A 22903-nucleotide genomic window follows, 5' to 3' on the forward strand; every position below is an offset into this window, starting at 1 on the left:
AGGTGTATCCGGATGTTCCCGTTACTTTTTCCTCGAACAGTGCGCAGCATATGGCAAAGATCGGGGATTCGCTTGTGTTGTACATGAATGCCGGAAGCGAAGCCATTTACGGGATGATGAACGGAGAATTCATCGGTCGGGCTCTTGATTGAGAACAGCTGCGGAACAGGACCGGAAGGAGGGTGATGAAATTGGGCGCATGGGGAACCGGTGTCTTTGACAATGACGAATCGCTGGATGTTCGTTATATCTTCCAGAAGTATTTGCGAAAAGGATGGACGATCGAACAGTGACCAACATTTGAATGGATCATTTTCCAGGTGCTTTGAATCTGGTTAATTTCGTTCTTGCGCCAGTATCGCTGCAAATGGAGCAAATACAACTTATGCCTGAGATACTTTAGCGTGCGCTTCAGGTTATAACTGTTTCGCTATTAGCCAAGTATTTGCGGGATAAAAAGCCGGCCGGTAAAACAATGGAAAGTCCTTGCTCGCTCGTTTGTGCAGAGTTAAGATACGACACAAACATGGGAGGGGGTTACGGGTATGCTGGGCTTTCCCGCTTGGTTAACGGCCGCTTTCAGCAAGCGAATCGATTCGATCGGACACGAAATGCATACCGATCCTCAAAACCAGCAAAGTTGGAAGCAGGCATCGGCGCTTCTTGAGAAATTTCAATCCATGCTGTCATCGGATCAGTTCCGGGCATTTGGTGAATGGGAAGACACAGTCGGGCTACTTGAAGCTCATCAAAAGGAAGAGATATACATTCGCGGTTTTGTCGACGGTTTTCATGTCCATGCTTGTCTTCGTGAGCACATGCAGAAAATGGTGGGAAAGGACGATTCGGAACGGGGAAAGGAAGGCTAAACAGCCACATGATCGAATCTCGCTGATGGCGGACTTCTTCGTTTAATGACCATTTGGAAGAGGGTGCATATTGGCCTTCTTTTTTTGTATTGTCTGATAGTGATTGCCTCGCATCATCTTACACTTTAGCCCTGAAAACCTGCAGATGGGCTGCGGCAAAAGGCTTGATCGAACAAACGGCGGAACAAGATCGTCACTGTCACGAGTTGGGCTGATTGACGAAACGGGGGGACTGACCTTGGCAAGAGTTCTCTTCATTTGTCACCGGTGTGAAAAATGTATTCAGGTCGAACAGTCGATTTATAACAAAGTTTATAAAGGGCAAGATCTTTGTTTGTCCTGCCGCGGCAAGTGTGGATGAAGGAGGTTACCACGTGATGAAAGGTTATGAATGCCAGCTGGAGACAGAAGGTTATTCCCTTCAAATCAGCATTTGGTCCGACAATCCATCCGAGATTGAGTCTTTGGCCAGACAAAAGGCCGCGCTACGGCTGAAGAAAATTTATGGTGTGGTAAAGACACAAGACCAAATTAAGGTTGTGTTGGTTAAGGAAAAACCATCAGTCCCGTAATTACGGACTATAGCAGAAACAAGAATTGTGAAATTGCAGGAACAGGGAAGGTCCTCAACGGACCTTCCCTGTTTGTGTTCAATGGTCTCCCAAAACGAGTATAATAAGGAGGAAGAGCGATTGTTTACGAATCGCGAGATACTCGTGTATTTGGAACGAATCAACGAGCATCTGAAAAGCAGGCAACTGTCGGGTGAGATCAGTCTATTTGGCGGAGCAGCCATGTGTCTCGTTTATGGAAGTCGCTCGTCGACAAAGGACATAGACGCGCTATACGCTCCGACACCCGAGATGTACCAGATTATTGATGCCGTTGCAAAGGAATACGGATTACCGTCAGATTGGCTGAACAACGGGGTAAAAGGTTTCGTTTCCGGAAATCATGATGTACGGATGTACCGCCGGTTATCCCATCTGACCATCACAGCTGCTTCCCCGGAATATCTGTTTGCGATGAAATGTCTTGCTTCCCGTTTGGGAACGAGCCGGGATGTAGAGGATATTCAATTCCTCATCCGACAGTTGAACATTCGTTCTGTTACGGAAGCATTCAAAATTTTGGAGCGTTTCTATCCGCCGCGGCAGATTTTGCCCAAAACACAATATTTGTTGGAGACGTTGTTGAAGCCCTAAGGAAGGAATGGTGTCCGATGTCCATATGGGATGTGTCGCATCTTTCTGCTCTGGACAAGCGGAATTTCGATCTACACGTGGGAAACTTTCTTGATACGTTTTATCGAAGCGGCCCCCAAGAAAAGAAGGCGTTGTTTGCTCAAGAGCCGGGGCCTTCCGAACGATTGGACGCATACATGTTGCCTTTCCTGGCCGCAATGACACATAAATTGTGCAACGATTACGAAATTCCCTGTCCCAGTTGGGTATATAAGCCGAAGTACAAGCTGCAGGTGCCTTACTTTCCGTTGGATGCGGAAGGACGGCTGCGAGATCTGTTGATGGAGGAAAGCCCGCCCGAATTTCGGGAACGAAATTTGTTTCCGTCGGCGAATTGTTTGAGTCGAGTTTAGAAAATAATATCGTAATCAAAAGCCACCCATTCATTTGGGTGGCTTTTGGTTGTAAAAGTCTAAAATAGACGAGGGAAAAATAGAGGTTGTTCCGGAAAGGGTTGATAATGTGGATAGTCCTCGTTCAGTACCAGAGCAATTTATTGTTAATGAATATGGTGAAATTGAAGGAGTAAAAAAATATAATTCGGAATTCGATCTTTGGATATACCTCTATTTTTCAAAAGAAATAAATAATGAAGTGGAGAATGAAATCCTTCAATCCCTAACACAGGTATATACCGATAAAATTCAGCAACTACTTGAACAGATCGAGTTGACTCTTGATTAGGTTGAGAGTTATGGTGCTGAGTGACCTAAAATCGCTAGGGAGGAGGAGGAATCATGCAAGTATTATCTGATTTGAACAAAAAGAGAGTGGCTGCATTTTACAGGGTTTCTACGAAGGGACAGCTTGATGGTGACGATATCCCGATGCAACGAAGAGCCTGCCAGGAGTTTATCGAAAAACAAGGCTGGGTGCTTGTGAAAGAGTATATTGAAAAGGGGATTTCTGGTTTTAAGGTATCGGCTAATAAAAGAGATGAGATCCAACGAGCTAAAATAGATGCAGAAGCACATGTTTACGATGTATTGCTGGTTTTTATGTTTGATCGACTAGGGCGGAGAGATGATGAAACGCCGTTTGTAATGAAGTGGTTTGCCAAAAAAGGAATCGAGTTATGGTCAACAAAAGAAGGCCAACAAAAATTTGAAGATCACAGTGATGAATTGATTAATTATATCCGATTTTGGCAGTCAAGTGGCGAAAGCAAAAAGACCTCAATGCGTGTAAATGAGAAGCATAGCCAGATGGTTGAAGATGGTTATTATCGAGGAGGCACTGCTCCTTTTGGTTACAAGTTAGTCGAATCTGGGGTGAAAAATAAAAAAGGCAAGGAGCTCTATAAGCTTGAAATAGATGATCATCGGGCAAGCGTTGTTCGAAAGATTTATAACATGGTTTATGAATTGGGGTACGGAAGTAATCGAATTGCAAAGTCACTAAACGAACAAGGGATTTTGACAGGAACGGGAAGCGGGTGGGTCACAGGTGCAATAAATTACATTTTACGCAATCCTATCTACAAAGGTTATATGGTATATGGGAAACGAAAAAGTGATGCGGGAATTTTCACATCACAGTCACGTGAAAACTGGATTCTATCAAAAGAGGCGAAACCGGAGCTTATTATTATTGAAGAGGAGGTTTGGGATAAGGTTCAAGACATTCGCACCAATCGTTCACCAGAAAAAGTGAAAGATCTTGAAGCTATACGGTATAATGTTTCAAAAAGTCCCCTTTTATTTGTTGGACTGGCCCGATGCGGCCATTGCTACGCCCCCCTAACCACAACATACAACACCAAAACCTACAAGCTTAAAAATGGAACGGTCAAAAAATGCACATTTGCTAAGTATAGATGCAGCGGAAAGGCTCTTGGAAAATCCTGTGGTGGTCAAACAGTTTATGCTCAACAAAAAATCGAGTCCGTTGTACAACATGAAATCTACAACTATTTGGAACAATTTAAGCACACGGACGTTTCAAAGGAAGTTGATGAAATCGTAAAAAACTCAATGAAGCAGGATGAACAGGCCCGGAAATTGTTGCAAAGAGAGAAGGAAACCATCTTGACTGAAATTAACACATTAAATGGAGAAGTAGCTAATTCTTTGATGGGGAAAAGCGCTTTTAAACCAGAATTACTTGGTAAATTGATTTCCCAAAAAGATGAGGCATTAAGAGAAATAGAAACCAAATTAAAGACACTTGAAAGTAAAATAGAGAACAGGCGAAATAATATTCACGATCTTGAGTTGCTAAAAAAACATGCTCCGGTCTGGAAGGAAATTTTTGATTCATCTCCATTTGAGAAAAAGAAAATGATGGTGCATGCCATTATTAAACAGATTACGGTTTATCGAGATAAAATTGAAATTTTAATACGATTGCATGTAAAGCAATTTATAAGTGGATTGAGTAAGAACGAAGTTTATCAATTACCAGCAATACACGAAGGAGATCTAGGCTTCAACAGAACATTTGAAAAAGAAATCGCCATTAGGAAATAAACTAAATGCAAAAAGTCTGAGGAATAACCTCAGACTTTGACCGATGCTCTCGTAAATACAGATAAACATAAAGGTCGAAACAAAAAACAATCCTGCCCTGCCAAAAAGCTGAGTGGGTTAGACTCTATGCTCGGAGCAATATTTCGTTTGATTTCTCAGGATATTCATCCCATGTTCTGCCGTCCAGCTCTCTTCCAGTACGATGCTTTTGAACGCCACCCCACTGTTTAAAGAAAAATGCTACATTTTCATTTATACATTGATCACGAATTGTTCTGACCCACTCGGGATCCATGGGGCGTGCATGAGGTCCACTTTCTCCGCCAACGATAACCCAATGAATGCCTCTAAGATCCATGTCCCCAATTGGACCGATCAATGGCTCAACAGATAAGAAACGAATTTGGGCAGGCACATGACGCAAATCGTCAATACGATTTACAACACGCGAATCCTCAACGCTGACACCTTGCCAAACATTCTCAGGCCACCTTAGTTGGTTTGATAGTTCAAGCAATCGATCAGAACGTTTTGTGAGTATTTGGAATGTATGCCAGTGCGCATTTTCCATTGTAGCAAAAACGGTCTGAATAAACTCGAGCGGTACATCTTTGTGAAACAGATCCGACATTGAATTTACAAAAATCCGCCTAGGTGTTTTCCACTTTAATGGAAGGTTGAGTAGATCATGATGAAGTGTTACATTAAAACCATTTTTGTATCGAATGTTTCCCATAGCGTGAAGTCGTTTAGCCATTGTCGCAGCATAGCAGTTTTTACAGCCTGCTGATATTTTAGTGCAGCCAGTAACGGGATTCCAAGTGGCTTCAGTCCATTCAATGCTTGACATCGTAGCCATGTTTGATCCCTCCTTATGGCTTATTATAACATACTTAACAATAAGAACAAACGTTCCTATATAAAATTGATGTAAACATCTTTAAAGGTCCCAGGCCTGCGGTTTGATCCATCCTTCTTCTTAACATCCATAATTAGTCTCCCGTTTTCGAGTTTCTTTAATGCAGCTGTAACTAATTTTCCTGTCGGGAAATTAGTTGATACGACTACAAAGTGTTCGATCATCTCTTTTGTTACTTTATCCCTTCCTGAAAATTCGTTATATATTTCTGCTGTCAGCTTCTCAACATTTTCCGCATGTCTTAAGTCAGAAAAGAAATCAAATTCTATCTGGTTACCTTGCCTTCTATCATCGTATAAATAAGAACCAGTATCATCTATACCCCACATTGCTTTTTTCATAACATCTAATCCAACATCGCTCTTTGTGGCAAAGAAAAGAACTAATTTTGTTCTACCATTCTTCATTATCTCGAAGCTTTGAACATGCTTAGCTCCTGCTTCAACACGGAGTTGGCTAGCATAGAAACTAACAATAATTTGCTTTCGCACTACAGGAGACTTATCAGCCAAAAAAGATTGCAAATCAGCTAGGTCGTCAACACCAAAATGCCTACTAATATGTAATTGTACTTTAGGATCTTTTGCTCGAATGAAGCGATTTGTCTCCTCATAGATAAAATTAAGCAATATTTCCGCTCGCTCATTTTTCATGAAAGCTTTGATCAGTTCAAATGGAGTTTGGCTAAATCCGAAAGGGTCAATAAAACAAAAACTCGGAATTAGACTAGATACAGATCCCAAAAGGGTCTGCAAAACATATTGAATCTCTTCGTTGAGACATGCCACATTAATAGTAGGGTACTTTTCTGAGGCAAAGAAGAATTTTTCTTTTAGATCACTTTCTACATCAATGCCGATTACTTTATTTATATTTGATTTTAACGATCTATAGTTAGCGTAATTACCTTCAATAAATATTAAGAAGATATTTGGCTCCGGCCAGCCATGCTGGCGAGCCTGTTCATAGAAGTCAACTGCATTCTTTAATAGAATCATTGGAGATCCATCGGATCCGTCATCATAAATCCCAGCCCCAGCAAAACCATCAATTACTAGACATTTCCCTCCAAAGAATTGGGTACCTAATACTATTTTTCTCATCCAAGGTATTACATAGTTGTTTAGTATTCGGAGTTTTGCATCGCTATGTTTTTGAAGTTCCTCAAAAAATTCTCCTGTCAATGTTACTCAACTCCTATTTGGAAATATATGACCATATTACTACGGATAAGTTATTTGAGTAACGGAACTTATGTTCTCTATCTCTAAAGAAATTGTTTTTCCCAGATACGTTATTCGCCTCTATATGCGTTAAAATAACGGTGTCAAAAGTTACCCCGAACCCTCATTGATTCAAGAATGGCTTATTTTCCTTTTTTTAGGAGGGGAATTTTGGCTACAGAAATATGCTAATGTTTCAATTACAGTAAAGGAAAATGTAATATTTTGTAGAATAGTAGAATAATTGAATGAAGAAGTGGAGGAATCTTATGAAGATATTCGAAAATCCTGCTATGATTGCAGCGTCAATTTCAAGTTGCATTGCATTTATAGGTATTGTTGCCCAAACTATTTTATCTGTCTCTAAGAATAAAAATGAAGTTCGTTCCAATTTTGAAAAATTACTTACCGAAAAACTTAGGGAAATGTATTCTCCACTGCAAATGCATTTTCAAAAGAATATTAATAAAGATAACCTAATCGATCTTGATACGGAAATTCTTTTAAATAGCCACAATCATCTGCTTTCAAATGAACTGCTTGAGGATATTCTTCAATTAATCCAAATAGAGAAGGGAACACTGGAAACGACAGAGTACAACGAAGAAGAGCATAATAGTCTTAAAGAAAAAGTGATAGAAATATGTAAAAAAGAGTTTTCTGAATTACAGCGCATTCAAAATAGGCACTTTTACCTGTATAAGAAGCGGTTTAATACGAAGTGGTGGGTGCGCTTAGGTTTTATTAGTTTTGTTTTTTCAGCATCGGTCGCAATTTTGTACTGGCTAATAATCTTGGCAGTGCCATCTGGAAATCTAAAAAGTGATCCGCATTATTGGTGGAATATACTTGGATATATTCTTGGGATTATGGTGCTCGGTGGGACGCTAATGCTCTACATTATTGGTGTAGTGTTGATTATTACATTGTTTGAGTATATTAAGTACAAATTCAGGAAAATGAAGACTTCTTTCACATCAAACGATTATGTGCCTAAAACGGGGATGTATCAATGCACGATATGTCATCACAAGGTAAGAAAGATAAGAAATAAACCATTTGGTGAATGTTTTCAAAAGCATGGCTGGATTCGGAGTTTAATTGCCTTTCCGACAATTTATACATGGAAGCTTGTTAAACAAAAGTAAGACAATTCTTGAAATGGTTTAAAGCCGATTCGGTAAACAATGCATTTAATGAAATGCATTTACCAACACGGTGATCGAGCTGTCCAAAAAGACAGTGATGTAGTTATCTCAGAACGTCAATGACGTCCATTATCTCGTGGTAGCGATCGAAGTCGTTTGTTGAATTGTTGTTGAGCGCACCGCTCAAGTGAGGCACACGGCCGTTTATCACTCGCTATACATTTATTGAGTGAAGCCTTCGATTCCAGATCAACGAAACCACGATGAATGGTTCTGTCGCACCATTTGAATCAAGGGCTTGCAGGTAAATAAACTTGTCCGTGGCTTCAATGTTCGTTAGACTGTTCATGGGTATGAGGTGCTTACAAAGCTCCTTATTCATTCGTTCGATCGGGTTCGTTTTGTATAGCGCATTCTAGGTCAGCTGCGGATGCTTGTAAAAGTCAGCTGTATCGGTTTTTTGTACAATTGTTCGTAATTTAGTCGGAAGTCGGGCAGGATCCCATAAAAATGAAAAGCTTTTCGATTAGTGATTATCAAATTTGAGGGGGAAATATAAGAAGAATGTTGTGTTTTATCAGTAGGGTTCATGAACATTATTTACATTAAAGTCACTAGGAACGAATTCAACTTGCTAGGTAAGTTTCTGACTTTTATGTCTTATATTTTGAGGTGTTTTAATTGAAAATATGCACGCTTTATAATCCAAAGGGCGGAGTTGCTAAGACGACAACTATTTTTAACTTGGGATATGCTTTGGCTGAAAAGGGTAAAAGAGTTTTGTTTGTTGATGCTGATCCACAATGCAATTTGACCGAATTGTTTTTACATAGTCAAACAGTAGAAAGTGTTTATAAATCGGGCCAGCTTCCAGGAACTAGCGTGTGGGAAGCTCTTGCTCCACGTATAAATGCGAAACGAACAAATATTGATGTAGATTCGATAGAACTGATTAACTCACCTCATTCTGATGATATTTTTCTCTTTAAAGGTGATGTTAATTTATATTCTGCTGAGGGTGAACTTCTACAAGCTTTTACACAGTCTTTTATAAACAATATACATTATAAATTAACGTATGTTTCATTCTATGATATGTTGAAACGTCTCGGAACAAGAATGAACGCAGATTATATCCTGATTGATTTGAGTCCAAGTGCAGGAGCCTTGACCAGAACATCCTTTCTTGCTAGCGATTGTTTTTTTATTCCGATTAAACCGGATATTTTTAGTTTACAGACGCTCAAAGTACTCGCTTCAATTTTTGATGGTTGGATACTAGATCATAGGAAATTTTATAATGATTTTTATAGTTTAGGACTTCCAATTGCTGATGGAAGGCCGTTTTTCTTGGGAACAATCGTGCAAACCTTTGATAATAAGGAGCGAAGGAATTCTCAATACATAAATTTGAGTAACGAAATTATAGATAATTTAAAAACCAATCTGGTACCTGTTCTCGAAAAGTACAGTACTAATGAAAGAGACCTTCTAGCCGTTTGTAAGAAATATGGAAATTATGCAGCTGCCTATATCCCTGATTTTGGGTCATTACGTTCAGTTATGCTAGAAAAATCAAAGCCTATTTTTAACATTACCCAGCCGGATACTGAAATTCTGTTAGATGACGGTGTTGGTTTTCGCGGTATAGTTTGGGAAAATACAAAAAGTATAATATCTTCTACAAAAGGTATTTTTTACGATCTGGCTGAAAGGCTAATGAGCATGGAAGAAATGCTAGGTGAAGAAAAATGACTCTTGCTCAGAATGTTGTCTGTTATTTAGACATTCTAGGATTTAAAAATATGGTACTTAGTGATAGAGGGCAGGATGAGCCTCGTTTTTTACCCATTATTGAAGAAGTTTATAAAATAATAAAAGATCGATTAATGAAATCAGGTCTAGAGATAAAACAATTTTCTGATTCAATTGTATTAGCAACAAGCTATTATTCAATTGCAAATACCATTAAGCTTTTACGTGCTGTGTGTGATGTACAGTACCATATGGTTGTTAGGGGGGTACTTGTAAGAGGCGGTGTATCTCTAGGAAAACACTTTTCCAGCGGTGATATACTTTATAGTGAGGGTCTGGTAAATGCTTATGTTTTAGAATCTTCACAAGCAAAATTTCCAAGAGTTTTAGTACATGATGGATTATTGGACATATTACTAAGTTCTCCAATGGGTAATAATGGAGAGGTAATTCGAGAATTTTGTGAGTTGTTTTTGGTTGATAAGGATTCATTAACCTTTCTCAATTATATTTTGGATAAAGATATTTGCATACACGAAGATGCAATAAAAAAGTTGATAAAGACTACAAATTTGTCGGAACCAGGACTATATGATAAATATCGTTGGCTCTCTGAATACCATAATTATTTAGTTTGCACGAAGGGAATGGATCCAATCGATTTCGAACTTCCGCAGTTCCAAGTCTGGCGTAAAGAGATTTATGAATCGATTTCAAAAAAAAGGCCCAAAAATATTAATATATAAGAATTACGAATTGTTTAGAATAAACTTTAAAATGCAATAGATAGCATTACGACCCATTTGCCTGTATATTAATCAGCTGATTCTAAAGGAAAATATTTGTAGACTAATCTCAAAAAGTTGTGCAACCAATACTTCCATTTAAGCTTTGGTTGCACTAATTTACTTTCCTCACTGTCCCCATTCTATGAGAGCCCCCAGCAGTTACAATGGAAACGGCAGCGATGCCGTTTTTTTTGTATACAAAAATCCTCAGTTAGACTGGGGCTGAGAAAGCCAATAGTGGGCAGAGAATAATTTTTGCTTTTGTGGTGAAGCCGTAGGAAACAGTGCATAGGAATTACAAACCAGCGTTCCATTAAGGAGAATTCCTGAGAACTCAACAGTAGATAAGTAAAATGATTCAATTTCAATAGAAGGCGATGCCAAGCCTATTGTTCCACCCATCTTTTGCGATTTTGATGAGGCGCTATTCCCATGTGTGATTTAAACAATTTACAGTAGTAAGAGTTCTTCTTCAAGCCGACCGCATCGGCGATCCAAGAGGCAGGCTTATCTGTCGACGTTAACAATCGCATCGCCTGATGAATTCGTCTAGTGTAGATATAATCCGAGATGCTGTCGCATCTTTGACCTTGCGATACACAGCCGGGCAATACGGGGCAACGAGCCACAATAAAACCAATCCTCGCCTTGTGAGAAAATCACGGGTATCTTTATTTCCAACACCTCAGTCATCATCCCCTCCTAGTATATGCGAATTGCAATATATCATACTTGGGCAACTAGAGGAAGATCATATGTTCGCTGACAGACAGTGGCACCTACATGTTGTAAAATAGATAGGAAATAGAATGTACGAGAGGTAGGCAACATACGAATGCTGACGGGTGAAATTCGCAATAAGGTGGATAAAATCTGGACGGATATTTGGGCGGGGGGCATTTCGAATCCGCTGACCGTTATCGAACAATTAACGTACTTAATGTTCATCCGCTCGCTCGATGAGAGGGAACTGGAGAACGAGAGCATGGAAGCGCTGGGCGGCGAAGTGGGCCCGAAGCTGTTCCCGCAGGATGAGCAGGGGCAGATGATGCGCTGGAGCAAGTTCAAGACGAAGGATCCGAGAGTAATTTTTGAGATTGTGGGAACGCAAGTTTTTCCATATATCAAGGCTATGAACGGAGCGAGCAACTCGGCCTTCGCCCGCTACATGCATGACGCCATGTTTCTGATTCCGACGCCGCAGGTGCTGCAGAAGATCATCACGGGGCTGGATGAGCTGTATGAGCATGATATTCAAAATCTGGACATGCAGGGCGATCTCTACGAGTATATGCTGGGCAAGCTGGCGAGCGCGGGGCAGAACGGCCAATTCCGCACGCCCAAGCACATCCGTGACATGATGGTGCGCTTGCTCGCCCCGACGCCGAACGATAAGATCTGCGACCCCGCCTGCGGCACGGCCGGTTTCCTCGTATCTTCCGCCGAATACATCCGCGAGAAGTATGAGGCGGAGATGACGAGCGAACAGTGGGATCACTTCGCGGGAGAGATGTTCTCCGGCTTTGATACGGACCGGACGATGCTTCGCCTGTCGGCGATGAACCTGATGCTTCACTCCATCACGCAGCCACACGTCGATTATGTGGACAGTGTCTCGAAGCAGAATGATATTTCTTCGAAGTATGACCTCATCCTGGCGAATCCGCCGTTCACCGGCACCGTCGACGCGGAAAGTATTCACGACAATCTGAAGACTGTCTGCGACACAAAGAAGACGGAGCTGCTGTTCGTCGCGCTGTTCCTGCGCATGCTGCGCAAGGGCGGGCGGTGCGCGTGCATCGTGCCGGACGGTGTCCTGTTCGGTTCGACGAAGGCTCACAAGTCATTGCGCAAGGAATTGGTGGAAAATCATCAGCTGCAAGCGGTGGTGTCCATGCCGAGCGGCGTTTTCAAACCGTATGCCGGGGTCAGCACAGCGATTCTGATCTTCACGAAGACGGGATCGGGTGGCACCGACAAAGTCTGGTTCTACGACATGAAGGCCGACGGCTTCTCGCTGGACGACAAGCGCTCGCCGATCGAGGCGAACGACATCCCCGATATCATCGTGCGCTATCACAATCTCGCCGGCGAAGCGGATCGCAAGCCGACGGAAAAGAGCTTCCTGGTGGATAAGTCTGCGATCGTAGCGAACGACTATGCGCTCTCAATCAACAAGTATAAGGAAACAGTTGTTCAAAAGGTGGAATACCCATCTACTAAAGAGATTATGGCGGAGTTGTTTGCAATTGAGGATCGCATCGCGGTGGGGCTGAAGGAACTGGAGGCGATGCTGAATGAAAAAGGATAAGTGGCGAGTCGTAAAACTCGAAGATATTCTTCGAATTGATAAAAAAGCAGTTACACCTGAGGAATCTCGAAATAGGCCGTATCTTGGTCTTGAACATATTCTCAAGAACACTGGCGAAATAGCAGGAGGGCGCCAAGACAGTAGTGCGGATGTTAAAAGTATTAAGTTTGCCTTTGATAAGCGTCACATTCTTTACGGGAAATTGCGACCGAATCTCAACAAAGTAGCTCTCCCTGATTTTTCTGGTGTTTGCAGCACTGATATATACCCGCTACTGATTGACGAAAGTTTGGTAGATAGAAGGTTCGTTGGTGCTATTTTACGTAGCAACAAGTTTGTTATGCATGCATCAAGTCAAGCGCGTGGGGTAAATTTGCCGAGAGTAGAGGAAAGTGTTATCTACAACTTTTTAGTTTCTTTGCCTCCGCTCAATGAACAGTTTAAAATAGCTGAAATACTTAGCAAGGTAACAGAGTTAATTCTTTTGCAAAAACAGCAAATAACGAAACTTGATTTGATGGTCAAATCCCGATTTATCGAGATGTTTGGGGATCCAATTTTTAATCCGTATAGATTACCAGTAGTGAAGTTGGGAGATATTACGACAACCGAACCGCAGAATGGCTTATATAAACCATTATCAGACTATGTTCAAGATGATACAGGTACTCCTATTTTAAGAATTGACGCTTTTTATAATGGAGTTGTTACAGACTTCAGGCAGCTGAAACGTTTGAGATGTAACGAGATTGAGAAGCAGCGTTATCTGCTATGCGAAAACGATATTGTAATTAACAGAGTAAATAGTCTTGAATATTTGGGGAAGTGCGCTCATATTCGAGGTTTACTTGAAGACACAGTATTCGAATCTAATATGATGCGGTTACATGTTGACGAAAATAAGTTTAATGCAAAATACGTTGCTTGTTTGTTATGTACAGATTATATCTATAATCAGATTTTAAGCCATGCGAAGAAATCGGTAAATCAAGCTAGTATTAACCAGAAAGATGTTCAGGATTTTGATATTTATATGCCACCGCTCGAGAGTCAAAATCAATTTGCAATGTTCGTCGCACAAGTCGACAAATCGAAATTTGAAGTTCAGCAAGGACTAAAACAGCTGGAGCTTCAGTACAACGCGCTTATGCAACAATATTTTGGTTAAATTGTGATTAATTCTCCAATAATGTGCAATAAGAAAAAATACGCACAGATTAGGAGAATGGAAAATATGAAAGAGACATTGATTGCGGATATCGAACAGAAAATGACGGATGTGTTGAATAACGCCCAAATGGAAAGGCTTCACAAGGTATTAAACCGATGCTTATACAACTTCACCGTGACTGAATGTGTCAATGGTTCGATAGATGACGAAGAAGAACCGACGAATGAAACGCTTTTAGAATCGTTTCTGGCTTCCAAGCGAGTTGAAGGGTGTTCTGAAAAGTCATTGAAATATTATTATTCAACTATCCGGAACACCCTTAACATTATGAAGAAAGCAGTCAAGCATATCACTACAGATGACCTGAGACAGTATCTTGCGGATTATCAACGCAACAGCAACTCGAGTAAGGTGACCATTGACAATATTCGCAGGATACTTTCTAGCTTCTTCTCATGGTTGGAGGACGAGAACCATATTCTCAAAAGTCCTGTAAGACGAATTCACAAGGTTAAAACAGGAAAGACAGTCAAGGAAACTTACACGGATGAAGCGTTAGAACTAATGCGCGATAACTGCGGCTCCATTCGAGATTTGGCGATTATTGATTTGCTTGCTTCTACAGGGATGCGTGTCGGTGAAATGGTGAAGTTAAACCGCGAAGAAATTGATTTTGATAGCCGTGAATGTATTGTTTTCGGAAAGGGAGAGAAAGAACGCCCAGTTTATTTTGATGCACGAACCAAGATACATCTGCAAAGTTATCTGGCTAGTCGAACAGACGATAATCCCGCGCTATTCGTTTCACTAACAAAACCGTTTAATCGTTTGGAGATCAGCGGTGTTGAGATTAGACTTCGGGAACTTGGTCGGAAACTGAATATCCCGAAAGTTCATCCCCATAAGTTCCGCAGAACATTGGCGACGAGAGCCATCGACAAAGGGATGCCGATTGAGCAGGTCCAGCAGTTATTGGGACATCAGAAAATTGACACTACTTTACAATACGCGATGGTAAGCCAAAATAATGTGAAAATATCGCACCGAAAGTATATTGGTTGATTTCAAATCCCGATTTATCGCCAAAAGTCTAAGGTTAGGGCTGGAGGTGGTGGTATGAAAACAGGAGCGCTAATGCAATTATCTAGCATTTGCAATCTGAATATGGGACAATCTCCTGATTCGTCAAGCTACAATCAAGACGGCGAAGGGCTTCCTTTCTTTCAGGGCAATGCTGACTTCGGCGATTTGCATCCAAAAGTGCGTTATTGGTGTAATCGCCCCACTAAAATTGCGAAAGCAGGCGACATCTTGCTTTCCGTCCGCGCTCCAATTGGTGCGTTGAATATAGCGACCGAGGAATGTTGTATTGGGCGAGGTCTTGCTGCGCTCTCAGTAAAGGAAAATGTCAGCGACACTCGGTATCTGCTCTACGCCTTGCGCAGTCGTGTGGATGAACTCGTCGCTAAAGGAACGGGAAGTACGTTTAAGGCGATAAGCAAAACCACTTTAGAGGATATTCGAATACCTCTTCCTGTCCTAGTTAAACAAAGAGAAATCGCTAAACAACTGGACAAATTAAGCGCACTGGTAGCTCTGCGCAAACAGCAGATTGAACAACTTGATCTGTTAATTAAGTCCCGATTTATCGAGATGTTCGGGGATCCTCAAGCACCATCACTACACCCTGTAGTATCCCTTGAAACGGTCGCTAACATTGTTTCAGGGATTACTAAAGGTAGAAAAGTGCCAATCGAACGGCTACATTCAGTTCCATATATGCGTGTTGCAAATGTAAAGGATGGCTATATTGACTTGTCTGAAATTAAGATGATTGAGGTAACCGACAGTGAAATAGAACGATACCGAATTATTCCTGGTGATATTTTAATGACGGAAGGTGGAGACCCAGATAAACTGGGACGCGGAGCAATCTGGATACATCAGATTGATAACTGCATTCACCAGAATCACATATTTCGTGTTCGCCTACAAAGGGAGAAAGTCAATCCACTATATTTTGTAGAATATTTGAAACAGCCAATGATAAAACAATATTTCTTTTCTTGCGCAAAACAGACTACTGGGATAGCAAGTATTAATATGTCACAGCTTAAAGCAGCACCTACAATTGTTCCACCGCTTGATCTTCAAAACGCCTTCGCCGCCTTCGTCGGTCAAGTCGACAAATCGAAATTTATCAGTTTGACTTCACAGCTCAACAGCATATTGCGAAGTATTTTGAACTTTGTCGTTATACACGAAGATAAATCCGAACAATCTACTAGATTATGGTACAATATAATGGAATTTAAAAAATTAAAATCAGGGTGAGCCCAATGCCCGCGAACTTTGACTTCCTGCAAGGCCAAACCGAATACGAGTTGTTCGCCTCAGCGGCGATCGAGGCGGAGCGGGTGCTGGCCACTTCGCCGGCAATGGCGGCGGTGGGAAGCCGCAAGGCGATGGAACTGGCAGTGAAGTGGGTGTACGCAGCCGATAACACCGTCAAGATGCCATACAAGGACAACTTGCAGTCGCTTCTTCATGAGCCGACGTTCCGGTTCGCGATGGAGAATGCGACGTGGTCCAAGCTGCTCTATATCGTGAAGCTGGGCAACTTGGCCGTCCACACGGAGAAGGACGTAGATCGCAGCGAAGCAGTGTTCTCCCTAGCCGCACTGCACGAATTCCTCCAGTGGCTGGACTACTGCTACGGCACCCGCTATGAGGAACGCGTCTTCGATGAACGGCTCATTCCGGAAGGTAAGGTGGTGCTCGACGAAGCGGCGATCAAGGCGAGCCAGAGTCTGATCGAGCAGCAGAACGCGGAGATCGAGAAGCTGCGCGCGCAGATCGAAGCGATGAGCGGCCAGCTCACCGAAGCGAAGCCGCAACATCAGGCGGAGCGCAGGTTCACGCCGATCGACCTGCCGGAGTACCTGACACGCAAGAAGTACATCGATGTCGATCTCAAACTACTCGGCTGGACGATCGGCGACGACGCACGTGAGGAAGTGCCGCTGACCGGCATGCCTAATGCGGCGGAGGAGGGCTTCGCCGACTACATCCTCTACGGTAAGGACGGGCTGCCGCTGGCGATCATCGAAGCGAAGCGCACGTCCAAGGATCCGAAGATCGGTACTCAGCAGGCGAAGCTATACGCGGACTGTCTGGAGCGCATGACGGGCCGACGCCCAATGATGTTCACGACGAACGGCTTCGAGACGTACTTGTGGGACGACAAGAGCTCTCCGCAGCGCCGGGTGAGCGGGATGTTCGCCAAGGCCGATCTGGAGAAGCTGATGCAGCGCCGCGAACAGCGCAAGCCGCTTGCCGACATCTCGATTGACGACAAGATCACCGATCGATACTATCAGAAGGAAGCGATCCGGGCGGTCTGCGAGAATATCGAAACCGGCCACCGGAAGTCGCTGCTCGTCATGGCGACCGGCACGGGCAAGACGAGAACGGCTTCGAGCCTTACCGATGTGCTGTCCCGCGGCGGCCATGTCACGAACATTCTTTTCCTAGCGGATCGTACCGCTCTGGTGAAGCAGGCCAAGGACGACTTCAAGAACTACCTGCCGGACATGTCGCTATGCAACCTGCTGAGCAACAAAGACGATAAATCGGCGCGGATCGTCTTCTCTACCTATCCGACGATGCTGAACGCGATCGATACTGCAAAGAACCCGGACGGCGAGCGTCTGTTCACCCCCGCGCACTTCGATCTCATCGTCATCGACGAGGCGCATCGCAGTATTTTCAAGAAATACCGAGCGATCTTCGAGTACTTCGACGCACTGCTGGTCGGCCTGACCGCGACGCCGAAGACGGAGGTCGACCGCAACACGTACGACTTCTTCGAGATGGAGAAGGGCGTGCCGACGTACGCCTACGATTACGAGACAGCGGTTGAGAAGGACCACGTGCTCGTCCCGTACTTCAACATCGAGGTCGTGACCAAATTTCTGGATCAAGGCATCTCTTATGATGATCTGTCGGATGAGGAGAAGGAGCGTTACGAGGAAGACTTCACGGATGAGGACGGCAATATGCCGGATGTGATTCCGGCGCCGGCGGTGAACCAGTTTATTTTCAACCAGGATACGGTCGATCGTGTGCTCCAGGATCTGATGACGAGAGGGATTAAGGTCGCTGGAGGGGATCGGATCGGGAAGACGATCATCTTCGCGCAGAACAAGAAGCACGCCGAGTACATTGTGGAGCGGTTCAACAAACTGTACCCGCAGCACAAGGGCGGCTTTGCCAAGCGGATCACGTATCAGGACAGCTACGCGCAATCGCTGATTGATGAGTTCAAGGTGCCGGGGAAGGAGCCGCACATCGCTGTGTCGGTGGACATGCTGGATACGGGCATCGACGTGCCGCAAATCGTGAACCTCGTGTTCTTTAAAAGAGTGCGTTCGAAGGCGAAGTTCTGGCAGATGATTGGACGGGGCACTCGGCTGTGCAAGGATCTGTTCGGGGCGGGCGAAGACAAGATGCGATTTGTGATTTTCGACTACTTGGGCAATTTCGAATTCTTCCGGCAAAATAAAGAGGGGCTGGAAGGCAACGAGACAATGAGCTTGTCCGAAGCGATCTTTGCCAAGCGGGTGCGGCTCATTCATCATTTGCAGCACGCCATGTTCGCCGACGATCCGCATCAGCAGCTGAGATCGGAGCTGGTTCAGGTTGTGCATCGCCAGGTGGAGCAGCTCAATCCGGAGCTGATAGCGGTGAAGTTGAGGCTGCAATATGTGGAGAAGTTCAAGTTGTCAGGCGCGTACGTTTGCCTGTCGGATGCGGACAAACATGAACTGATCGTGCACCTTGCTGCGCTGGTGTACACGGACGAGACGGATGAATATGCGAAGCGCTTCGACAATCTCATGTACGGCCTCATGCTGTCGGGGATTGAGGGAACGCCGCAGTTCAAGAAGAACCGGAAGCAGTTGACTGATATCTGCGAGGCGCTGTCGCGGCGGGCGACGATCCCGCAGGTGAAGGAGAAGCTTGCGCTCATTAAGACAGTTGTCAGCGAGGAGTTCTGGGATGAAGCGGGGCTGCTGGATTATGAGCGGGTTCGGGCGGAGTTGCGCGGACTGATCAAGTTCATCGTGGAAGAAGGCGAAAGCGGGTTCGTCTATACGAATCTGAAGGATGAGGTGCTGGGCACGAAGGAAGGCGAAGCGCTCTACCAGGCCTACGACTTCGAAGATTACAAGCTGAAGGTGAACCGCTACATCGAGAACAATCGCGATCACCTCGCGATCCACAAGCTGAGGAACAACATTCCTCTAACGGCATCCGATTACGAGAGTCTGAAGCGGATCTTCACCGGCGAGCTGGGAACGGCGGAGGATTACGAACGCGAGTTCAAGGACACGCCGTTCGGATTGCTGGTGCGGCGAGTGGCGAAGCTGGAGACGGAAGCGGCGATGGCCGTGTTCTCCTTGTTCATTGATGAGCAGTCGCTGAGCCAGTCGCAGATTGTGTTCGTGCGCAAGGTCATCGACTACATCGTGCAGAACGGTTACATCGAGAACGCCGGCGAGCTGATGAAGCCGCCGTTCGATAAGCCGCAGAGCTTCATCAAGCTGTTCGACGGAGCGAGGCAGAAGCAGCTCGTGGAGCTGGTGACGCAGATCAAGGAGAACGCGGTGAAGATTGTGGGGTGACAGGATCGTCGAGGCGCATGGCGACGCGCTGTCGTTCAAGAGCAAGGCAGGCGAAGGGGACGATGGTGGAGATATATTTTCCCGCTCAGCGGGCGGTGGAATATTAAATAAGAGGAGGGCGTGCATAGATGCGCCTTCTCTTATTCATTGCTACAGGCTGGCATACACGATATTGCGCAGCCGCGGCAGGACGTGGGGCTCCTGACCGTTCAACGGATGCTGGGTGTACATAACCGTCATCTGATTCTCTGGATCGATGATCGCCTGGCAGCCAGCCGCGTCGCTCCAGCCGAACTCACCGATCGGGCTCAGCGAACCCTGCGCACCTTCGAGATGTGCGTTCGGATCCCAGTCCGTAGCCGGCGAGATGCAGCCAATTGAAGTCGCTGCGCATCTGCTCGTTCAGGTGATCCGTCCGAATCAGGTCCACCGACGTAGGCGCCAGAATGCGCACGCTCTGCGGGCTCGTCCCGCGGTTGGTCAGCGCGTTCAGGAACTTGATATCGTCGTTCGTGTTCGACAGCAGGCCGGCTCAGCCCCTCTCGTGCTCCGTGCCGAGCCGGAAGCGTTTGCCGTCCCGGCGCACGGTCATGCTCCAGTTGATCTATACTCCAAGTTCTATTTATTCGATACGAATTCCACGATCATCGGTTTAGCCAACTTTCGATGTCGAAAAGACGTTGGCGGTTAATCCCGATTGGACCCAAACTCTTTGGTAGTAAAATCGCCTCATGCGGGAGAGCGCATCGCTGGCAGCGATGAGGTCAGGGGTTCGATCCCCCTAATCTCCACCAAAATTTAAGTGACAGCCCTCCATTAAATTGGGGGGCTTTTGTATGTGATTTGATAATTTTGAGTAATAGTTGAGTATGTTTTTGAGGCGAAATTTTCGATGATTAATTCAGTTTCAAGTGCTATCGGCGGAGCCAAGCCGCGGCAAACGGGAGATAGCAAAAAAGAGAGCCGTAATCGGCCCTCCCCTTTGAAAGCAAGTGCAGTATAAAGATAGCATGTTATTGAATATTCGTGTAAGGAGTAGCTCTGCGGCTCTCTTGATCGGCCTCCGGGCTTGTCGCCTTGCTCCTTAACCTCCGGCCCTTCTCCAGCAAGATCGAGAGGGCCGAAGCGCACCATTTGCCCTCCGCTTTGCTTCGTTCAAATCATGCGCTTTGCAGAAGGGCCGCAGATTACCTCCGCTCTGCTCCGGTACACTGCATAACCATCGTTTCCGTTAATTCAACGCCATTAATAGCGAGTGGCGATTTTTCCGGCAAATTGACCATGAAGGGCTTGTTTAAGCGTATCCCCTCCCAGAAAATCATGGGGAAATCCCAGAGGAATACTGCTGGCTTTGGTTAACAAATCCAGTTGTTCAGGTGTCAGCTCGAAGGTTAGGCAGTTTAAATTATCTTTGATCTGCTTTTCCGTTCTTGCTCCGATAATCGGGATCGTCGTCCCTTCCTGCTGCCTGATCCAGTTGAGGGCTACTTGTGCAGGAGTTCTGCCGATGTCTTGAGCAATGCTTTCAACCGTTTCAAGTATGGAACGGTCTCTTTCCGAAAGACTTTCCCCAATAAAATCAACCCGTTTCGAGTCCTCTGGCCGGCCTCCTTTGTATTTACCGGACAACACGCCACCACCCAACGGACCCCAGGCGGTTACCCCAATGTCCAACGCTTTTGCCATTGGGATTAAGTCGCGTTCCGCCTCCCTTTGGACCAAGCTGTACTGCACCTGCAGACCGGTAAATGGAGTCCATCCCCGCAACTCTGCCATTGTATTGGCTTTTGCGACAATCCACGCTGGTGTGTCGGAGATGCCGATGTACAGAATTTTTCCAGCGCGGACCTGGTCGTCCAAAGCTCGCATTACCTCTTCGACCGGCGTCATAAAATCCCATGCATGCAGCCAATACATATCGATATAATCGGTTTTCAATCTTTTCAAGCTTGCATCCAGGGACTGAACCAGGTTTTTGCGGTGATTCCCCCCGGCGTTCGGGTCATTTGGATTCATGGTCAATGAATATTTCGTGGCAATGACAAATTTCTCCCGTTCCGATGCGATAAATTCCCCAAGGTATTCTTCGCTCTCTCCTCCCATGTATTGGTCGGCTGTATCAATCAGATTTCCTCCTACATCAACATAAGAGTCAAAAATTTTGCGACTTTCCGTTTTATCCGCCCCCCATCCAAAGCGTTCCCCGAATGTCATCGTACCCAAAGCGATGTCCGATACTCTCAATCCACTTTTTCCAAGTAATTTGTATTTCAATTGAATTCACGCTCCCTTTAAATTGTAAAACCAAGTTTTCGTTTCGGGCGGTAATTTACCGATTGATTTAGGATTGCAAGAAATGCATCCAAAATCATACTGAACAAGTTCGATCCCCCTTCATAAAACCGCAAGTATTGCCATGCGGTGTATGTTGTTTAGTACAATTCAAATCCTACAATCTAGAGTTCACTCTAGATCAAGTGGTTATTTTTTGCTTCCGTTTCTATGTCCCTGTGAAGGACACTCTATATCTTGGTTAAACTTTTCAAATCGAGTATATTCTAAAACATAAAGAACAACATGGTTCAATTAAATGATTAGCGAAGGTGGGTCATTATCAAAATGAACGAGGAATTTACAATCGGCCAGGTGGCAGAAAAGACGGGGTTGTCCATCCATACCATAAGATATTATGAAAAAGAAGGTATTCTGCCGATCATCAAAAGAAACAAAAGCGGAACACGTATTTTTGAATATGAGGATATCCAGTGGATCAATCTTCTTAACTGTCTTCGCAATACCGGTATGCCAATTGCTCAACTTAAAGAATATGCCGATCTCACATTAGAAGGCGATCAAACCGGTGAAAAACGATTGGAAATACTTAAAAAACAAAAGGAAAAGATAGAAGAACAAGTAAATACATTGAAGTCTCACATCGACCTGCTCAATCTTCAAATGGAGTGGTACCCCAGATTAAAAAAAGTAAATATTCAATTTGATCATGTGATGAAAACGTGGTTGAAGGATGGTAAATTACCTCCTGAACTATAATAACTCTAAGTTGTTCGAAACTATCGTAAGGGAATTTCTTCCCGAATTCCGGAAATTGACGAGTGAATTCGCTGCCGTGTCGGGTGAACAGGCGGTTTCCGCTGGCTTTTTGATAGGTGTAAATGGATCTGAACCGTCCATTTTGACCTGAAAATGCCATTCTTCGAGGCTTGGGATTTGTTCGGTTTCGCTTAAAAGCATGGGTTTAATGGGGGTATACAGCTTCATGATGGCGATCATCATCTTAGACATAGCACTTTCAAGGACTC

The 22903-nt window shown here is 44.3% G+C and carries 18 protein-coding genes and 1 pseudogene; 14 read left to right on the forward strand and 5 right to left on the reverse strand.

All coding sequences use genetic code 11. The features are described from left to right. Positions 1-191 precede the first annotated feature (191 nt). The 5 genes from H7C18_RS17965 (at position 192) to H7C18_RS17985 (ending at position 4581) form a co-directional block, all read left to right on the forward strand. Positions 192-293 (forward strand): DUF4259 domain-containing protein, encoded by a 102-nt coding sequence (locus H7C18_RS17965; protein WP_185130455.1) that lies wholly within the window; start codon positions 192-194, stop codon positions 291-293. A gap of 252 nt (positions 294-545) precedes the next feature. After that, positions 546-869: a hypothetical protein gene (locus tag H7C18_RS17970; protein WP_185130456.1), complete on the forward strand. Its 324-nt coding sequence runs from the start codon at positions 546-548 to the stop codon at positions 867-869. A gap of 374 nt (positions 870-1243) precedes the next feature. Continuing rightward, a complete protein-coding gene (locus H7C18_RS17975; RefSeq protein WP_185130457.1) occupies positions 1244-1441 on the forward strand; it encodes a hypothetical protein in 198 nt (65 codons plus the stop codon). 120 nt (positions 1442-1561) lie between these two features. After that, positions 1562-2074: a DUF6036 family nucleotidyltransferase gene (locus H7C18_RS17980; RefSeq protein ID WP_238357772.1), complete on the forward strand. Its 513-nt coding sequence runs from the start codon at positions 1562-1564 to the stop codon at positions 2072-2074. Between the two features lie 776 nt (positions 2075-2850). Next, positions 2851-4581: a recombinase family protein gene (locus tag H7C18_RS17985; protein ID WP_185130458.1), complete on the forward strand. Its 1731-nt coding sequence runs from the start codon at positions 2851-2853 to the stop codon at positions 4579-4581. A 124-nt stretch (positions 4582-4705) separates the two neighbouring features. Here H7C18_RS17985 and H7C18_RS17990 read toward each other — a convergent pair whose 3' ends face one another. Next, on the reverse strand, positions 4706-5440 hold the full coding sequence (locus tag H7C18_RS17990) for a DUF5131 family protein (RefSeq protein WP_185130459.1): 735 nt from the start codon (positions 5438-5440) through the stop codon (positions 4706-4708). 56 nt (positions 5441-5496) lie between these two features. After that, positions 5497-6684, reverse strand: a complete 1188-nt coding sequence (gene tcmP, locus H7C18_RS17995) for a three-Cys-motif partner protein TcmP (RefSeq protein WP_185130460.1) — start codon at positions 6682-6684, stop codon at positions 5497-5499. Between the two features lie 308 nt (positions 6685-6992). On the opposite strand from tcmP, the gene H7C18_RS18000 reads away from it, so the two are divergent. After that, the gene (locus H7C18_RS18000) at positions 6993-7871 is read left to right on the forward strand and encodes a hypothetical protein (RefSeq protein ID WP_185130461.1); all 879 of its coding nucleotides are present in this window, start codon (positions 6993-6995) and stop codon (positions 7869-7871) included. Positions 7872-7987: 116 nt separating this feature from the next. Here H7C18_RS18000 and H7C18_RS36065 read toward each other — a convergent pair. Further along, positions 7988-8313, reverse strand: a pseudogene (locus H7C18_RS36065) (hypothetical protein); the annotation flags it as partial. Positions 8314-8552: 239 nt separating this feature from the next. Here H7C18_RS36065 and H7C18_RS18005 point away from each other — a divergent pair. Both H7C18_RS18005 and H7C18_RS18010 read left to right on the forward strand, forming a co-directional pair. Next, positions 8553-9626 (forward strand): ParA family protein, encoded by a 1074-nt coding sequence (locus H7C18_RS18005; protein ID WP_185130462.1) that lies wholly within the window; start codon positions 8553-8555, stop codon positions 9624-9626. Next, positions 9623-10372, forward strand: a complete 750-nt coding sequence (locus H7C18_RS18010; RefSeq protein ID WP_185130463.1) for a hypothetical protein — start codon at positions 9623-9625, stop codon at positions 10370-10372. Before H7C18_RS18005 ends, H7C18_RS18010 begins: the two co-directional genes overlap by 4 nt. 428 nt (positions 10373-10800) lie before the next feature. On the opposite strand, the gene H7C18_RS18015 is transcribed toward H7C18_RS18010, so the two are convergent. After that, entirely contained in the window at positions 10801-11043 is a 243-nt protein-coding gene (locus H7C18_RS18015; RefSeq protein WP_337913705.1) for a helix-turn-helix domain-containing protein, read from the reverse strand. Positions 11044-11249: 206 nt separating this feature from the next. Here H7C18_RS18015 and H7C18_RS18020 point away from each other — a divergent pair, with 206 nt between their 5' ends. From H7C18_RS18020 to H7C18_RS18040, 5 genes are all read left to right on the forward strand, one after another. Beyond that, positions 11250-12725, forward strand: coding sequence for a type I restriction-modification system subunit M (locus H7C18_RS18020; protein WP_185130465.1), 1476 nt, complete (start codon positions 11250-11252; stop codon positions 12723-12725). Continuing rightward, a complete protein-coding gene (locus tag H7C18_RS18025; protein WP_185130466.1) occupies positions 12712-13893 on the forward strand; it encodes a restriction endonuclease subunit S in 1182 nt (393 codons plus the stop codon). The genes H7C18_RS18020 and H7C18_RS18025 overlap by 14 nt, the downstream gene beginning before the upstream one ends. Before the next feature lie 66 nt (positions 13894-13959). Then, positions 13960-14958 (forward strand): site-specific tyrosine recombinase/integron integrase, encoded by a 999-nt coding sequence (gene xerA, locus H7C18_RS18030; protein WP_185130467.1) that lies wholly within the window; start codon positions 13960-13962, stop codon positions 14956-14958. Between the two features lie 54 nt (positions 14959-15012). Continuing rightward, complete coding sequence (locus tag H7C18_RS18035; protein WP_185130468.1) at positions 15013-16230, forward strand: restriction endonuclease subunit S; 1218 nt, start codon at positions 15013-15015, stop codon at positions 16228-16230. A gap of 5 nt (positions 16231-16235) precedes the next feature. After that, on the forward strand, positions 16236-19583 hold the full coding sequence (locus H7C18_RS18040; RefSeq protein WP_185130469.1) for a DEAD/DEAH box helicase family protein: 3348 nt from the start codon (positions 16236-16238) through the stop codon (positions 19581-19583). Positions 19584-20828: 1245 nt separating this feature from the next. Here H7C18_RS18040 and H7C18_RS18045 read toward each other — a convergent pair. After that, a complete protein-coding gene (locus H7C18_RS18045; RefSeq protein ID WP_185130470.1) occupies positions 20829-21857 on the reverse strand; it encodes an aldo/keto reductase in 1029 nt (342 codons plus the stop codon). Between the two features lie 345 nt (positions 21858-22202). Here H7C18_RS18045 and H7C18_RS18050 point away from each other — a divergent pair, with 345 nt between their 5' ends. Next, positions 22203-22634 (forward strand): MerR family transcriptional regulator, encoded by a 432-nt coding sequence (locus H7C18_RS18050; protein ID WP_185130471.1) that lies wholly within the window; start codon positions 22203-22205, stop codon positions 22632-22634. The last annotated feature ends 269 nt before the right edge of the window (positions 22635-22903 follow it).

The sequence above is a fragment of the Cohnella zeiphila genome (assembly GCF_014212055.1).
Taxonomy (GTDB): domain Bacteria; phylum Bacillota; class Bacilli; order Paenibacillales; family Paenibacillaceae; genus Cohnella; species Cohnella zeiphila.

Coding starts and splice junctions, on each gene's coding strand:
- H7C18_RS17970 (WP_185130456.1), top strand. CDS start 546: ATGCTGGGCTTTCCCGCTTGGTTAACGGCCGCTTTCAGCAAGCGAATC.
- H7C18_RS17985 (WP_185130458.1), top strand. CDS start 2,851: ATGCAAGTATTATCTGATTTGAACAAAAAGAGAGTGGCTGCATTTTAC.
- H7C18_RS17990 (WP_185130459.1), bottom strand. CDS start 5,440: ATGGCTACGATGTCAAGCATTGAATGGACTGAAGCCACTTGGAATCCC.
- H7C18_RS18000 (WP_185130461.1), top strand. CDS start 6,993: ATGAAGATATTCGAAAATCCTGCTATGATTGCAGCGTCAATTTCAAGT.
- H7C18_RS18010 (WP_185130463.1), top strand. CDS start 9,623: ATGACTCTTGCTCAGAATGTTGTCTGTTATTTAGACATTCTAGGATTT.
- H7C18_RS18020 (WP_185130465.1), top strand. CDS start 11,250: ATGCTGACGGGTGAAATTCGCAATAAGGTGGATAAAATCTGGACGGAT.
- H7C18_RS18025 (WP_185130466.1), top strand. CDS start 12,712: ATGAAAAAGGATAAGTGGCGAGTCGTAAAACTCGAAGATATTCTTCGA.
- xerA (WP_185130467.1), top strand. CDS start 13,960: ATGAAAGAGACATTGATTGCGGATATCGAACAGAAAATGACGGATGTG.
- H7C18_RS18035 (WP_185130468.1), top strand. CDS start 15,013: ATGAAAACAGGAGCGCTAATGCAATTATCTAGCATTTGCAATCTGAAT.
- H7C18_RS18040 (WP_185130469.1), top strand. CDS start 16,236: ATGCCCGCGAACTTTGACTTCCTGCAAGGCCAAACCGAATACGAGTTG.
- H7C18_RS18050 (WP_185130471.1), top strand. CDS start 22,203: ATGAACGAGGAATTTACAATCGGCCAGGTGGCAGAAAAGACGGGGTTG.